This window comes from Aquimarina litoralis (assembly GCF_019295435.1).
Lineage (GTDB): Bacteria > Bacteroidota > Bacteroidia > Flavobacteriales > Flavobacteriaceae > Aquimarina > Aquimarina litoralis_A.
This window is the reverse complement of the sequence record NZ_WEKL01000006.1, coordinates 1-13,940: the sequence shown is the minus strand read 5'-3', so window position 1 is coordinate 13,940 and position 13,940 is coordinate 1. Positions and strand designations below refer to the sequence as shown.

Annotated in this window: 15 protein-coding genes and 1 pseudogene; 13 read left to right on the top strand and 3 right to left on the bottom strand. The window is 32.1% G+C overall.

Annotated elements, in window-relative coordinates; all coding sequences use genetic code 11:
• Positions 1-45: 45 nt before the first annotated feature.
• The 9 genes from GBO31_RS04560 to GBO31_RS04520 all read left to right on the top strand — a co-directional run bounded on the left by GBO31_RS04560 (position 46) and on the right by GBO31_RS04520 (position 6,569).
• Complete coding sequence (locus tag GBO31_RS04560) at positions 46-411, top strand: DUF2200 domain-containing protein (protein ID WP_219007140.1); 366 nt, start codon at positions 46-48, stop codon at positions 409-411.
• 58 nt (positions 412-469) lie between these two features.
• Positions 470-751, top strand: coding sequence for a hypothetical protein (locus tag GBO31_RS04555; RefSeq protein WP_219007139.1), 282 nt, complete (start codon positions 470-472; stop codon positions 749-751).
• Positions 752-776: 25 nt separating this feature from the next.
• Positions 777-1,760 carry an aldo/keto reductase gene (locus tag GBO31_RS04550; protein ID WP_219007138.1) on the top strand — a complete coding sequence of 328 codons (984 nt, stop codon included), beginning with the start codon at positions 777-779 and terminating at the stop codon, positions 1,758-1,760.
• 128 nt (positions 1,761-1,888) lie between these two features.
• Complete coding sequence (locus tag GBO31_RS04545) at positions 1,889-2,278, top strand: iron chaperone (protein WP_219007137.1); 390 nt, start codon at positions 1,889-1,891, stop codon at positions 2,276-2,278.
• A 26-nt stretch (positions 2,279-2,304) separates the two neighbouring features.
• Positions 2,305-2,766 carry a DUF6265 family protein gene (locus tag GBO31_RS04540; RefSeq protein WP_219007136.1) on the top strand — a complete coding sequence of 154 codons (462 nt, stop codon included), beginning with the start codon at positions 2,305-2,307 and terminating at the stop codon, positions 2,764-2,766.
• Positions 2,767-2,792: 26 nt separating this feature from the next.
• Positions 2,793-3,290, top strand: a complete 498-nt coding sequence (locus tag GBO31_RS04535; protein WP_219007135.1) for a carboxypeptidase-like regulatory domain-containing protein — start codon at positions 2,793-2,795, stop codon at positions 3,288-3,290.
• A gap of 52 nt (positions 3,291-3,342) precedes the next feature.
• Positions 3,343-4,320: a hypothetical protein gene (locus tag GBO31_RS04530; RefSeq protein WP_219007134.1), complete on the top strand. Its 978-nt coding sequence runs from the start codon at positions 3,343-3,345 to the stop codon at positions 4,318-4,320.
• Positions 4,321-4,322: 2 nt separating this feature from the next.
• Positions 4,323-5,159: a GNAT family N-acetyltransferase gene (locus tag GBO31_RS04525; protein ID WP_219007133.1), complete on the top strand. Its 837-nt coding sequence runs from the start codon at positions 4,323-4,325 to the stop codon at positions 5,157-5,159.
• Between the two features lie 84 nt (positions 5,160-5,243).
• Positions 5,244-6,569, top strand: coding sequence for a S41 family peptidase (locus GBO31_RS04520; protein ID WP_219007132.1), 1,326 nt, complete (start codon positions 5,244-5,246; stop codon positions 6,567-6,569).
• Between the two features lie 68 nt (positions 6,570-6,637).
• Here the strand turns inward: GBO31_RS04520 and GBO31_RS04515 are convergent, their stop codons facing one another.
• The gene (locus tag GBO31_RS04515; RefSeq protein WP_219007131.1) at positions 6,638-8,605 is read right to left on the bottom strand and encodes a hypothetical protein; all 1,968 of its coding nucleotides are present in this window, start codon (positions 8,603-8,605) and stop codon (positions 6,638-6,640) included.
• A 276-nt stretch (positions 8,606-8,881) separates the two neighbouring features.
• Between GBO31_RS04515 and GBO31_RS04510 the strand changes: the two genes are divergently transcribed.
• The 4 genes from GBO31_RS04510 (at position 8,882) to GBO31_RS04495 (ending at position 12,147) form a co-directional block, all read left to right on the top strand.
• Positions 8,882-9,679, top strand: a complete 798-nt coding sequence (locus GBO31_RS04510) for an SH3 domain-containing protein (RefSeq protein WP_219007130.1) — start codon at positions 8,882-8,884, stop codon at positions 9,677-9,679.
• Between the two features lie 52 nt (positions 9,680-9,731).
• Positions 9,732-10,097, top strand: a complete 366-nt coding sequence (locus GBO31_RS04505; RefSeq protein ID WP_219007129.1) for a hypothetical protein — start codon at positions 9,732-9,734, stop codon at positions 10,095-10,097.
• 116 nt (positions 10,098-10,213) lie between these two features.
• Positions 10,214-11,509 carry a serine hydrolase domain-containing protein gene (locus tag GBO31_RS04500; RefSeq protein ID WP_219007128.1) on the top strand — a complete coding sequence of 432 codons (1,296 nt, stop codon included), beginning with the start codon at positions 10,214-10,216 and terminating at the stop codon, positions 11,507-11,509.
• A gap of 44 nt (positions 11,510-11,553) precedes the next feature.
• The gene (locus GBO31_RS04495) at positions 11,554-12,147 is read left to right on the top strand and encodes a hypothetical protein (protein ID WP_219007127.1); all 594 of its coding nucleotides are present in this window, start codon (positions 11,554-11,556) and stop codon (positions 12,145-12,147) included.
• A 37-nt stretch (positions 12,148-12,184) separates the two neighbouring features.
• Here the strand turns inward: GBO31_RS04495 and GBO31_RS04490 are convergent, their stop codons facing one another.
• Together GBO31_RS04490 and GBO31_RS04485 are read right to left on the bottom strand one after the other, a co-directional pair.
• On the bottom strand, positions 12,185-12,637 hold the full coding sequence (locus GBO31_RS04490) for a DUF1569 domain-containing protein (protein ID WP_219007126.1): 453 nt from the start codon (positions 12,635-12,637) through the stop codon (positions 12,185-12,187).
• 115 nt (positions 12,638-12,752) lie between these two features.
• Positions 12,753-13,940, bottom strand: a pseudogene (locus GBO31_RS04485) (TonB-dependent receptor); the annotation flags it as partial.

Here is a 13,940-nt window from a genome sequence, read left to right as displayed (position 1 = left end):
CTTTTTTAATATCTTTATAAGAACTAAAAATTTTCATTTAAAATTATGGCTACAACTCCAGAACACGATGCACGTGTGGCAAATTTAACTTTTGCATCCGTGTATCCTCATTATGTAACTAAAGTTGAAAAGAAAGGTAGAACCAAGGAAGAGCTACATCAAGTTATAGAATGGCTAACCGGTTTTGATGATAAAAAAATACAAGAATTGATCGATGAAAAAGTAACGTTTCAAGATTTTTTTGCAAAGGCACAATTACATCCAAATGCGCATCTAATCAAAGGAGTAATTTGCGGTTATAGAATAGAAGAAATTGAAACTCCATTGACCAAACAAGCAAGATATTTGGATAAATTAATTGATGAATTGGCTAAAGGTCGAAAGATGGAAAAGATTCTACGACAAGGATAAAATCCAAAATACTAGGTTATTCTACTCATCATACTTTTAGACAAAAAAGCCATTCAAAATGGAAAACATCGCATCTCTAGAATCGATTAAGATTAAAGAAATTTGCTATTATCTATTGAATAAAGGGTTTTCAATCACCTATTTTGGGAAACCTTGGTCTAACATTCAAAGTAATTGGGTTTATTTTAATACAGAATTAAATACAGAAGTTTTAATTTTAAAGTTTGATACAGATAAAACACTGGAAATTCATAAAAATGATGATAGAAAATCCGGGCTAGAAAAAGGATTGGTAGATCCTATAACAAAAGAAGGTGTAATGGGGCTTTTCATCAAATGAAACTAAAATTTAATACTCAAAAAAATTGAAAAAAAGACATTTAGGAGATAACGGTTTTGACATCAGTGAAGTTGGATTAGGCTGTTGGCAAATTGGAGGAAATTGGGGTAATGGAATTGAAAAAAAGCAAGCATTTGAAATTCTTGAAGAAGCGATAAACAATGGAATTGATTTTTTCGATACTGCGGATGTATATGGAGATGGCAAAAGCGAGAAATTGATTGGAGAGTTTCTAAAAACAACAAAAGCAAAGGTTAGAGTAGCCACGAAATTCGGAAGAAGATCCGAAGTTTTTCCTGATAACTATACTGAAGAAGCACTTAGAAAACATGTTGATGCTTCTAGAGAACGTTTAAATATAGATTGTATTGACCTATTACAATTGCACTGTATTCCAATTGAAGAATTACAAAAAGGAGCCATTTTTGATTGGTTGCGCATGCTGAAAGGAGAAGGAAAAATTGCTCATTTTGGCGCAAGTGTAGAAAGTGTAGAGCAAGGACTTATTTGCCTAGAACAAGAAGGCATGCAATCACTGCAGGTAATTTTTAATATTTTCAGACAAAAATTAACTAAAGAATTATTGCCTCAAGCTTATGAGAAAGGCGTTGGAATTATAGTTCGATTACCTCTAGCAAGCGGTCTGCTTACTGGTAAATTTAGTGAGAATACACAGTTTCATGAAAATGATCACCGAAATTTTAATAAAGACGGTGAAGCGTTTAATGTAGGGGAAACTTTTGCCGGTCTCCCATTTGAAACAGGTGTGAAATTAGCTAAYGAATTAAAAACATTTTGTCCTGATGATTTATCCATGGTAGAGTTTTCGCTTCGATGGATTCTAGATCACAAAGAAGTCACTACCATCATTCCAGGTGCAAGTTCATCAAAACATGTTTCTGGTAATGCTAAAGCAAGTCTTCTCCCCTCACTATCAAATACACTTATGAACGATCTGGAAACATACTATCGCGAAAATGTGCATGATCATATTAGAGGTGTTTATTAGATTACAAATATTGTCGCCATATTTAGTACCTTAGTAACTCCTTGGAATTTGTATTTGGAAAACGCTGTCAATATCATACAGAAAGTGTTAAACATCTTTGGGAAGTGAATCTATAAATTTTAACTACAATGGGAAAAAAAGGAGGCATGCCTATTTTTAAGACTATTGATGATTATATCAACAGTCAATCTGAAAAAGCACAAATAATTTTAAAAGAACTTCGACGTCTTATCAATGAAACTGTTCCAGAGGCTGTTGAACTACAAGATTACAAAGTTCCATCATTTACGCTTGTCCCGGATACCAATCCAAAACAACAATTAATGATAGTTGCCTATTCCAAATTTGTCAGCTTCTACCCTTATCAAAATACTATCGAACATTTTACAGACGAATTAAAAAATTTTGAGTTGGGAAAAGGCACTGTTAAATTTCCGTTTAATCGACCACTACCCATTGAATTGATTAAACAAATGGTATTATTTAGAAAAGAAGAAATTTCAAAAGGCTTAAAATAGTGATTTGATATCTTAACTACTTAATTATGAAAACAACAACTAAAATACTTCTTCTAGTATTTATGATACTAGCTATTTCCTGTAAAAATGACACCTCAACATCAGCTTCTAGCTTTGAATGGATTTTGGGCGATTGGGTACGGTTAAATGACAAAGAAAATCACACAACATATGAAAGTTGGAAACAACATGTAGAAAATGAGTACATTGGGTTTAGCTATACCTTAAAAGAGAATGACACGATCTGGCAGGAAAACGTGAGGTTGGTTAAAGAAAATGATTATTGGAGTCTTAATATTACTGGAGAAGGTGAAAACGAACCTACCAAATTTAAGCTTACAGAAATAGAAAGTGGAAAATTTGTAAGCGAAAATCCAGAAAATGAGTTCCCTAAAAAGATTGAATATCTAAAAAATGGAAAAAAACTACAAGCAAAAATTTCAGGAGGAGAAATGGAGATAACCTTCGATTTCAAAAAGAAAAATTAGCTTCAATAAAAGATACACCATAGTATATGAAATACAAATCATTATTAGTTGCTTTAATTGCCATTTCTTACTCTTACGGACAGGAAAAGATCATAACGATAAAAAACAAGTTTGATTATGAAGAAGTTAAATGGTTTAAGAATTCAGGAAAAGGGAAAATTAAGGGTACTGCTAAATTTAAATCTAAGCAAGGAGAAGTCCGTTTTGGAGAAGAATTCCGAATAGAATTAATGCCTTCATGTAGCTATACAGAAGAAAGGCTAAATAATATATATAGCAATACGAGTTCAGGAGCTGTTTTTGTAGAAGATGGTATTCCTAAATTTACTCCTGATCCAGAAGCTTATCACGATACTAAAAAGACGATGTGTAATCAAAATGGTGAATTTGAATATCGCAACCTTCCTTCTGGTGACTATTATTTAATTGCCTTTATGTTATGGGATAAAACAGGAGGCGGAATCATGAAAAAAATTACTATCAATGAAAATGAAACAAAAACTGTTGAACTAATCAACTTTTAAGTCAACAACATCATGTTCACTATATTAAATTAGTGTCTTTTAAAAGGAAAAAATGAAGATTCGATTTTTTACATTTCTTGGCTTAATTGCTCTTTTTACTTCCTGTAGTAACGATACAAAAAGTAAAGTTAGTTACAAAGATTATCATCAGGCCATCATCACTGCTGAAGAATACATTGGCAATGAAAACTATGAAGATGCTCTAAAGCAATATGAAAAAATATTTACAACTTATGATTTTTGTTTTCTTCGAGATTATCAAATTGCTTCCCAGCTGTTATTAATAACTAATAAAAAAGAAAAAGGATTAACATATATCAAGAAAGGTATTGCCAATGGATGGGAATTAGAAAATATTAAAAGTCAAAAGGTTATCCAACAACATCTAACCGATGCAGATTGGCGGAATATAGAAAAACAGTACGATGATCTTAGGAGTGTTTACCTAAATAGAATAGATACAATTGTGATGAATAAGGTAAAACTCATGATTGAAAAAGATCAAAAAATGGCACTCAAAGCCTATCTTATTGAAGATGAGGAAAAACAGGAAGCATATATACTAAAAAACTTCCCAAAACATAGTGAAGTACAATTAAAAGATTTATTCAAAATTATACATACCAAAGGTTATCCTGGTGAGTTTCTTATTGGTAATAACTTTTGGGGATCCACAATTTTAAGTCATCACAATTCTATCGAACCTAACTATGTAAGAAATGACACCTTATATCCATATATACGCCCAAAATTGTTCCAGGCACTAGATGAAGGTTATATTTCACCTTATGAAATTGCATTGATTGAAGATTGGAAAGAAGTTATTATAACGGATGAGGGCGAATCTCTTTATGGATATCTTAATCCACCTAATACCGCTAACATTTCCCAAATAAATAAAACCAGAAAAGCAATTGGATTACGTTCTGTGGAATTGAGAAATAAATTAATCGATATTTCACATAAAACAGGAATAAATTTTTATTTACCAGATTGGGTAGAAGGTAAAATTACGATCGAAAAGGAATAGAAATGGAAATCAAAACTTTAGAAGGAGTAACAACAGAAAGAATACTAACGGTTTTTAACGAGTCTTTTTCAGACTATTTTATTCCATTTCAATTAACCGAAGAACAGTTAACATTAAAAATGTTTGCTGACAAAACAGATCTTCAGCTATCCGTTGGTGTTTTTGATAATGATAAACTAGTAGCCTTTATTTTGCATGGTTTTGATATTGTAAACAAAAAAAAGGTGGCCTATAATGGTGGTACTGGAGTGATTCCCGAAAAAAGAGGTGCTGGACTCACCAAACAAATGTATCGTTTTGTTGAACCTATTTTGGCAAAAAGGGGAATTGAAAAGGTAGTTCTTGAAGTTATTTCTAAAAATAAGCAAGCTATCACATCTTATGAAAAATCAGGATTTATAACAAAAAGAAACCTTGTATGCTATAAAGGAAAGGTAGAGAAATTAGAAATTAACAATACTATAGAGATCAAGGAGTTTCAGGAATATAACTGGAAACTTATGGAGTCTTTTTGGGATATTAAACCCACCTGGCAAAATTCAAAGAACGTGCTCGATACCATAAAAGAGAATACAATATCCTTAGGTGCCTATCTAGATAATAAATTGGTTGGCTATGTTATTCATAACACAACTAGCAATAGAACACATCAAATAGCTGTAAGCAAAGATCACAGAAATAAAAAAATAGCATGTACATTAATTTCAAAATTGAAAGAAACCTACGGAGATAGTTTTTTGATAATTAATGTAGATAAGAACGCTAAAAACACAAATAGTTTTTTCGAAAGTATAGGTCTCAAAAATGATCTCGAACAACTAGAAATGGAGAAAATCTGATTGTTCAAAAGTTTATTTAAATACATTAGTGAGTAAGATCTTTACTTTGAAAGCGTTTTATATAAAACTGATAAACTCTTGCAAATGAAAACAGTAATAATTTCTTTATTTATGATTCTTCCAAATATAACTTTTGGACAAATTCCGAATGAGTTATCTAAAGAGGAGAAAATTTTTGGGCTTTCTAAATTTTGGCAAGAAATAAATTACAATTATATCTACTTTAATAAAATTAATCAAGCTGAGTGGGATACATTATATAAAGAATACATCATACAAGTTCAGGAGACAAAAAATGATTATGAATATTATCGTCTTTTGCAAAAGTTTTGTGCGTATTTAAAAGATGGACATACCAATGTTTGGTTCCCTGAAAAAATTCAGGATAGCGTTTTTAATGGAAGTTTTGGTTCTTATCGATTATTTCTTAAAAACATTGAAGACAAGGCTATCATCACAAGAGTCAATCTAAGTAAGAAAGATGAAATTCCTATTGGAACAGAAATCATTTCAGTAAATGGAATCAATACTCAAGAGTACATTAAGGATTGTGTGATTCCTTATATTTCTTCTTCTACAGACTATGTAAGACAAGATCTGGGAGTATTTAAAATGCTTGAAGGCTACGCAGGTACTAAGTATGATTTGAAATTAAAACTTCCTGATGGTTCTCAAAAATCACTCACTGTATATACTTCAAAAACAAAAGAAAAGGAAGTATATCCTCCTGTTGAAAAGAAAGAATTATTAAGCATAAAATGGCTAGAGAACGATATTGCTCATGTTTCGTTGAACTCCTTTATGAAATGGGAGATTTCTTCAAGTTTTGTTGAAAAAATACCAGAGCTTAAAAAAGCAAAAAAGTTGATCATTGATTTAAGAAAAAATGGTGGTGGACACTCCAGAATAGGAAAAGTCATCTTACACCACTTAACCAATGACACTATTTTTTATGGATCAAAAACACAAAGTCGCTTACACATTCCTACGCTGAAAGCCTGGAAGCAAGATACCTATTATCATGATTTCCCTTATAAACCAGATACACTAGGAATAGGTGATAGAAATCTACTTAAAACTAGCAGAATCGTGGTACCTACAGCCATATTAATCGGTCATCGAACTGCTTCTGCTGCTGAAGATTTTTTAATCTATGCTGACAAGCAAAAACATATGATTAAAATTGGAGCACCTACCAATGGAAGTACGGGGCAGCCTTTATTCTTTGATTTACCCAATGGTGGAATAGCAAGAGTATGTACCAAGAAAGATACCTATCCTGATGGAAGAGAATTTGTAGGATTTGGAATTCAACCGGATATTAAAGTAGAAAAAATGCTTTCTGATTATATAGAAAACAAAGATCCTGTTTTAGAAAAAGCTATTCAATACTTAAACAGTAAGAAATAGCTTTTCCATATAACAGCATGATCTTATGAATTTCGAAATATCAATATAATTTTATTAGATAAAAATACCTATCGATTATAAGGTCGCTCACTTATCCAGTGAAAACCTCTATTGACCAGTAAAAACTTATCTTCTCCCATTTTTGTAGTTTGCCCTGAAATGGTATCGTTTTTATGGATAAAATTAAAATCTAAAGTGGTTTCTGTTTTTGTATAACGAAAATCAAAAGAATCCGAACCTCCTGAAGAAGGAATAAATTTAATCTTTCCATTAGCTGTAGAATCGATTTCAATTGAAAAATTAGCCCTTTGTTTATTCATTTTTTCTATCTGAACACTACCCTCTCTTTCAAATCGTATATTTTTCCAGCGCTTGTCACTCTTATAATTTGTTAGGGTATCTCCATTAACTACATAGTTCGTTACTTCATAGACTCCATATAACGGTGGTTTAGGTTTATTTAAACCATATGATTCTTTTTGAGCCAATGTACTATAAAATCCATAACCAAGAGCATATGCTACTATCAACCCTTTTGTAACATTGAGGCCGATACGAACTCCTTTGTGTAATGTTGGTTGTTGGATAATGGTTAGTTTTTCAACTTGCTTATTGGTAACCAAAAATTCCATCACTTTTCTTAAATCCCTAGATAGTATAAACAAAGTCATAATCACTAAATGCGTAGACAATATTTTAACTGGCACATCAAAGAAGTAATTTACTGCCATCACATTCATAGCAGTCATTAATGTGATAATAGCGCCAAAAGTTGTAGTACGTCTAAAGAGTAATAGTCCTGCTAGTACCTCAGCAATTCCCATAAACAAGTTATACCCTTTAGAAAAACCTAAAAAAGTCCATGCAAGACCCATTGGTGAGGATTCTCCATATGTCTCTAAAAGTCTGTAAAAACTTGGTGCAGAAAATTGTAATTGAATAACTTTCACCAATCCATAACTAATTAGCATAAGCCCTACGTAATAACGTAGTGCTGTTGTTAACCAATAATATAAAGTCTTGTAATTAGTACGTTTTCTGTCAATAGCAGACCAGATTAAGGTACCTACTATGGCAATAAGAAAAATGAAAAACACCACTAAATAATCGAAGCTAGTATCACCACTTCCATTAGGACCGGTTTTGATTTTAAATGGAATTCCCAGGATGTGTTCTCCCAACCAAGGCACAAACTTCTCCATAAGTTCCACTGGTTTTTGCGCTAAATAATAGAAGAAAGGGTACGCCCCGTTATTTTGGAAAAAAATAAGGAGTAGGAAATAGATAAATGAAAATCTAAATCCAATACGGGACCATAGCGACCATTTCTCATCATCTGTAGAAGATGCATAGGTTAGCAAAGGTATGATCAGAAGCATGATAAGAACGATAGTTATAACAATTCCGATATTTGGAAAAAAACCTTCTATACTTCCAGTATTTTTAGAAATTCCTTTCCCGTCGATAGCCAAGGAATATGTACCATCTACACTATCCTTACTAGACGTAAAAGTGAACTCTTGTACCAAAGTTATTTCATTTCTTCCAATACCAGGTGTCCATTCCGGAATTGTGCGATCCGTTATTTCAGTTTCAAATCCAGGATTCTTGATCTCTACAGGTTGAAATACTCCTTCATCATCTTCTATGTAAAGTTCGAATTTATCATAGAAAAATGTTCCGTTGTTATAGAATATTCCGCCGAAAACAAGTTTTTCAGATTTATCATTAAGTATTCCCTGAATTGTATACGAATTCCAAGTATTTGATTTAATGGGACGATTCCTCATATTATCAAAGAATCCTCTTCCTTGATCTGGTTTATTATCAACTCTAGCCCAAACACCAGCCTGAGCTTTAGGATCTTCTGTTTCGACCTTTACATGTGCAATGACTTTAAATTTTCGTACAGAATCCGTTTCAACTTTAACGGATTGACTAAATGAGCTCCAATTTTGAGAAACCTCCTTTATTTCTTGACCATTAGCAAATAAACAAATAAGAAGTAGCGTACATAATGCAATGAGTTTTTTCATGTTTTTTGATTGATGTGATGAATTTATGAATCAAATATATGAACTATCATTTTAATCAAGTGTTGCATTTTTCCCGCGATTAAACTTTCTACACATATATAAATCCCATGATATATTGTGAGATTCTAGAAAACTAGGATAATTAAGGAAAGAAAAAGCACTGAATATAGGGGTCGATCTTATCATTTTAACTTTTAATTTTATAGAAACAAATATCGGGGTAACATTTTATACTTTTTTGACACCTAATATTAAGTGCACATAAACCTTAAAATTATGAGAATAGTACTATTTGCTTTTTTTATTTTACAAGTTGTATTTAGTCAAGAGACAAAATACATCGCTACAAACTATGAATTCAAAAATGGAGAAATTGCATATATGTTTGGTAATGATGTAAAGCTCAGAGATCAACCTACAACAAACTCTAACGTACTATCACTTCTGAAAATCGGTGAGCAAGTAGAAATCTTGGAAAAATCCAATACAACGATGGAGTTTGATGGTATGGATGCTCCTTGGTATAAGGTAAAAGCAAATAATAAAGTTGGTTATGTTTTGGGTAGCTTCATTTCTCTTGATAAAAAAACAGTTAACAATCTCACCTACTTAATTGCACTTAAAAAAGATGATTCACGAGTATTTCTAAAAACCAGAATTATAAAAAATGGTAGTGATTATGTGGAAAATGAATCACAACTTATGACAGAGGAATTCTCTATAAAAGCATCAGGAAATAAAGGTCTTGATAATGTAAAAAGTATTTTAGAAATCAAGTATCTAGCAGAAGCTTGTGGTATAAATGGTGGTGGAATTTATTTATTCTATGATGGCATAAAGCTAGTAAAAGCAATGGATTACTCTCGAATCGCTGATGCCGATTTATATTGGTTTGATGAAGAATATATTTTCCCAGAAGAAAAAAATGGTATCAAAGGAAAAATTGTTTATAAACGAGAGAGTGGCGAAACAAAGGAGTATGAAACGGAATGGACTGAAACTAAAATGATTCGAAGAGTCCTAGAATGGAATGGCAAAGAAATATTTCCAAACATAAGAGACACAGATGAATAAATTCGTGCATAAGTACTAATACTTTTAAATATTTTATATCATAATTATTGAAATGAAAAAGACTTATATTTTTCTATCCCTATTAATTGTATTTACCTCTTGTAATTTTAAAGAGCGAATTCAAAAAATAGGAACTATAAATGATGAGCTACAAAAAGAATTTAAACATGAAGACATCTTATGCGGCTTTAATTTTGGAATTGATGACGATGATGAAAGCAATTACTTTTTAATTAGCTTTTATAATTATGATCTTTCAAATAAGTTGTACTCCCAATTGGAAATAGAAGCAATTGAAGTAAAGCAGTTTTTCCTGAATAGATATCCAGAATATCGGGAGTTAGATTTTATAGAAATAAGGTTTACAAAATTAAACCAAGATAATGCACATTCTTTCGTCAATTTTAGATTTAAATGATATTTATCTGATCAAAAATCCTTTTCATAAAACCCTGTAAATTAAGTATCTTTAAGAGAAAAAAGTTTACACTCACACCTTGGAATTTATTTTCAAGATTAACCAACTATTATCTTATGAAAAAGGCTTTCTCTTTAACGCTATTTATACTTATAAGTTACCAAATACATGCTCAGCAATATTTAAACGCTGAAGATTCAGATCCTAAAAAACTAAAATGGATGCAAGGATATCCTCCTACCAAAGAAAAAGTAGTTTCTGCATCAGATGGTAGTTTTTTTACATTCCCAGCCTTACGATATAGTGTATGTCATATGCGCGAATTTTTACCCACTACTGAAGTGCGTTCTGCAACTTCAGATCGGTATGAGTTCGAAATACGATTAGATTCTTCTATAGATGCGGTTGAATTTACTCCATTAGGTAGTAATGAAAAGATAAGCTGGAAAGCTTCTCTTGATAAAAATTATACTGACGGAATTATCATCTTGCATAAAGGTATTATTGTATATGAAAAGTATTTTGGAGAGTTAGCACAAGATGGTGTTCATGCAGCGATGTCTGTGAGTAAAACATTTACTGGTACCCTAGGAGCAATCTTAGTTACTGAAGGGTTATTAAAGGAAGAAACAAAAGCAAGTCAATATATTCCAGAACTAAAAAATTCGGCATTTGGGGATGCTACCATACGGCAAATATTAGATATGACCACCAATTTGAAATACAGTGAAGATTATTCAGATCCTAAGGCTGAAGTTTGGTCTTTTTCGGCTGCTGGTAATCCGTTGCCAAAACCAAAATCTTACAACGGTCCAACCAATTATTATGAATATCTACAAACCGTACAAAAAAGTGGTGATCATGGAAATGAATTTGGTTATAAAACGATTAATACCGATGCTATGGGATGGATTATTTCTAGAGTAACTAAACAAAGTATTCCTCAGTTATTATCAGAAAAAATTTGGAAACCTCTTGGTACTCATGTTGATGGTTATTTTCAGGTTGATGGAGCTGGAATTGCGTTTGCTGGTGGAGGTTTTAGTGCCAATTTACGAGATATGGCGATGTTCGGAGAAATGATACGAAACAAAGGGTATTTTAATAATAAACAAATCATTCCTTCTCAAACTATTGAAAATATTATGAATGGAGGAAGCCAAGAAGCTTTTAAAAAATCTGCTTATAGTACTTTGAACAATTGGAGTTATCGAGATATGTGGTGGATTACTCATAATGAACATAATGCCTTTGCAGCACGAGGAGTACATGGTCAGACAATCTATATAGATCCCAAAGCAGAAATGGTATTAGTTAGATTTGCTTCGCATCCAGAAGCAAAAAATGCTAAAATAGATCCAACCTCATTACCTGCCTATCATGCAGTAGCGAAGTATTTATTAAAAAAATGAGAGGGCAATTTTTATTTTTATAGATATAGTAAAACGAATGTATATTGAAATTTTTAAAAAACATATTTCAAAAGCGTACTAAAAAAATAATACCTACTCACCTATTTTCTGGAATCGGTGAGTCTAAAATTAACGAACATGGTATATGGATTTCTAAATATCCTTTTGAGCCCTCTTCAGTATATCCTGAAAGACAAATTGATGCCAAAGAAATTATATCGATTTGTATAGAATTTGGTATGGCCAGAATCATTCTAAAAGATGATATTGTTTTTATTTCAGCAGAGAAAAAGGAAGCGCTAACATCATTCGCAAACCGCAACAACATTCCATTATCACCTTACAGTTGGAACTGGGATTGGATTTTGGAACCTTATTTAGATACAGAACTAACCGAAGAAAATAAGCAGCAAATTGAATCTAGACTTCTGGAAAATGGTTTTAGTAAAACTGAAATTGAAACCATTAGAAAAGAAGTTGGAAAACAAATGTTCCATTATAACTTCAGCACCATGCTATGGGAATGGTGTAGCTTATCCTTACCTGATGTTTTGTCTACAATGAAAGCTTTATATACCAAAGAAAAATTTAGAGATTTTTATCGCCGAGCTCTTGAGATAGAAAGGAGAAATATCTAAAGATTTTTGAGCATATTTTAAAAGAGCAAAACCACATTTACTCCTTCCCTAAAATATCACGAATTATTTTCAAGTGATGTTTTGTATGAATCTTCAAAAAACATTTTGATTGACTCTTATTGAGTTGCCCAAAAACGGGATGCATAAAATTTGCATTTTGATCCAAACTTTCAAAATTGGAAAGGTTTGTTCTCGCTTCTTCAAGTTGAGATAATATACTTTCTGTTTTTATTTCGTTTGGTGGTAATACAGAGGCAGGAGATTTTCCTTTTCCTCTAGGTATATATCTAAAGGTGAAAGAGATGGTTCGCCAGAAATTAAAACGATTCTCGTATACTGTTGGATCAGAATTTCCCAGAATAGTATTAATCTTATTAATTACCTTGAGCATATGATCTAAATGCCAGGCAATAGGTGCTTTAGAGACGCTACTATTAAAGTGGTCTCTAAACTGAATCAAATAAGCTATATCTTGTAATTGGTTCTCCATGCAACCTTTTTTACGTCCAAACTGCTACCTCGTCATCTCCCATAAAAACCAAGTTACAGATATCCCAAAACGCAAATTTCATGCATCTCATTGTGTTTCATCTCGTTTATTTATGTTAAAATTCAAATCGATATCCAAAATCGGGGAAAAAACCTATCTGATTCACCTCATCAACATTATTTGTTAATCGATTATACCGCCTAGCAAAAAGATTTTCATTAGCAGTCACGTTCTGAAGATCCACATAAAATTGATGAGAAGTTTTCTTTTTCTTACTGTTGATTTTATACCCAAACTTAACATCCCAACGAAAATAACCATCATTCTGTTCGCTAAATGCTAAATCTTCTTGTAAAACCTCAAAACCGGCTGCTTGCGAGGCTGCTAAATCAACAGGTGTAAAATATCTTCCTCCAGAAAAAGTAACTCTTGTGTCAAAAAACAATACATCTTTTTTAGTTTTTCCCATTGCGAATTCTTTTCCAGCTAATAAATTCACTACATATCCATTATTAAATGGTGTATTTCTTTCTATACCATCGCTTCCTTCATACTTGCTCTCAAATAATGAGGTCGTTAACAGACCATAATATCCATTCTTAAAAAATCGCTCAACAGTAAGTTCAATTCCTTGATTAAATCCTGTTCCTTCGTTCACAAGAGAAACTCTATCATTATCAAAACCAAAATCAGCTCCTTCCGTCAAAGAAGAATAACTAGATGTAAAAGGCTCTACCGCTGCATTATCAATATCTTGATAGTATACTTCTAATTTGGCTCTCCAACTACTTCCTAGCTTTACGTCATATCCCAAGACATAATGGTTACTTCTAACAAAATCTAAATCTCTATTCGTTTGTTCTAAAGCTCCGTTTACTTCTTCGTTAAGAAACAAAAGTGGTAATGATACTGGTTGGTGATGTAAACCATATCCAAAACTTAGACGATGACTTTGTGAGATTTTATAATTAAGTCCTGCTCTTGGTTCTAACACAAACTGTTCATTTAATGAACTATACTGACCATGCACTCCTGTATTTAATGTGAGCTTTTCAGTAAGCCTAAACTGCCCTTGAATAAATGGTTGGAAAATGGTAAGGTTTTCATCAATATCTCTAAATGTAAAAATATCCGGATCACCATCATTATCTAGATCCGGTTGTTCTGTTCTATCACGTAATAAGGATTCTACTCTTATATTTTCTACTAAAACTCCTGTTCTAATGGTACTTCTACTACTAAGTTTTGAATTGAAAAGTGTAGAAAAAGTAAATCTATTTTCAGCATTATCTGCTTCTGTATA

What these genes read in the sequence shown, in the direction of transcription:
- GBO31_RS04560 (WP_219007140.1), top strand. Translation starts at nt 46, where the DNA reads ATGGCTACAACTCCAGAACACGATGCACGTGTGGCAAATTTAACTTTT.
- GBO31_RS04555 (WP_219007139.1), top strand. Translation starts at nt 470, where the DNA reads ATGGAAAACATCGCATCTCTAGAATCGATTAAGATTAAAGAAATTTGC.
- GBO31_RS04545 (WP_219007137.1), top strand. Translation starts at nt 1,889, where the DNA reads ATGGGAAAAAAAGGAGGCATGCCTATTTTTAAGACTATTGATGATTAT.
- GBO31_RS04540 (WP_219007136.1), top strand. Translation starts at nt 2,305, where the DNA reads ATGAAAACAACAACTAAAATACTTCTTCTAGTATTTATGATACTAGCT.
- GBO31_RS04535 (WP_219007135.1), top strand. Translation starts at nt 2,793, where the DNA reads ATGAAATACAAATCATTATTAGTTGCTTTAATTGCCATTTCTTACTCT.
- GBO31_RS04530 (WP_219007134.1), top strand. Translation starts at nt 3,343, where the DNA reads ATGAAGATTCGATTTTTTACATTTCTTGGCTTAATTGCTCTTTTTACT.
- GBO31_RS04525 (WP_219007133.1), top strand. Translation starts at nt 4,323, where the DNA reads ATGGAAATCAAAACTTTAGAAGGAGTAACAACAGAAAGAATACTAACG.
- GBO31_RS04520 (WP_219007132.1), top strand. Translation starts at nt 5,244, where the DNA reads ATGAAAACAGTAATAATTTCTTTATTTATGATTCTTCCAAATATAACT.
- GBO31_RS04515 (WP_219007131.1), bottom strand. Translation starts at nt 8,605, where the DNA reads ATGAAAAAACTCATTGCATTATGTACGCTACTTCTTATTTGTTTATTT.
- GBO31_RS04510 (WP_219007130.1), top strand. Translation starts at nt 8,882, where the DNA reads ATGAGAATAGTACTATTTGCTTTTTTTATTTTACAAGTTGTATTTAGT.
- GBO31_RS04505 (WP_219007129.1), top strand. Translation starts at nt 9,732, where the DNA reads ATGAAAAAGACTTATATTTTTCTATCCCTATTAATTGTATTTACCTCT.
- GBO31_RS04500 (WP_219007128.1), top strand. Translation starts at nt 10,214, where the DNA reads ATGAAAAAGGCTTTCTCTTTAACGCTATTTATACTTATAAGTTACCAA.
- GBO31_RS04490 (WP_219007126.1), bottom strand. Translation starts at nt 12,637, where the DNA reads ATGGAGAACCAATTACAAGATATAGCTTATTTGATTCAGTTTAGAGAC.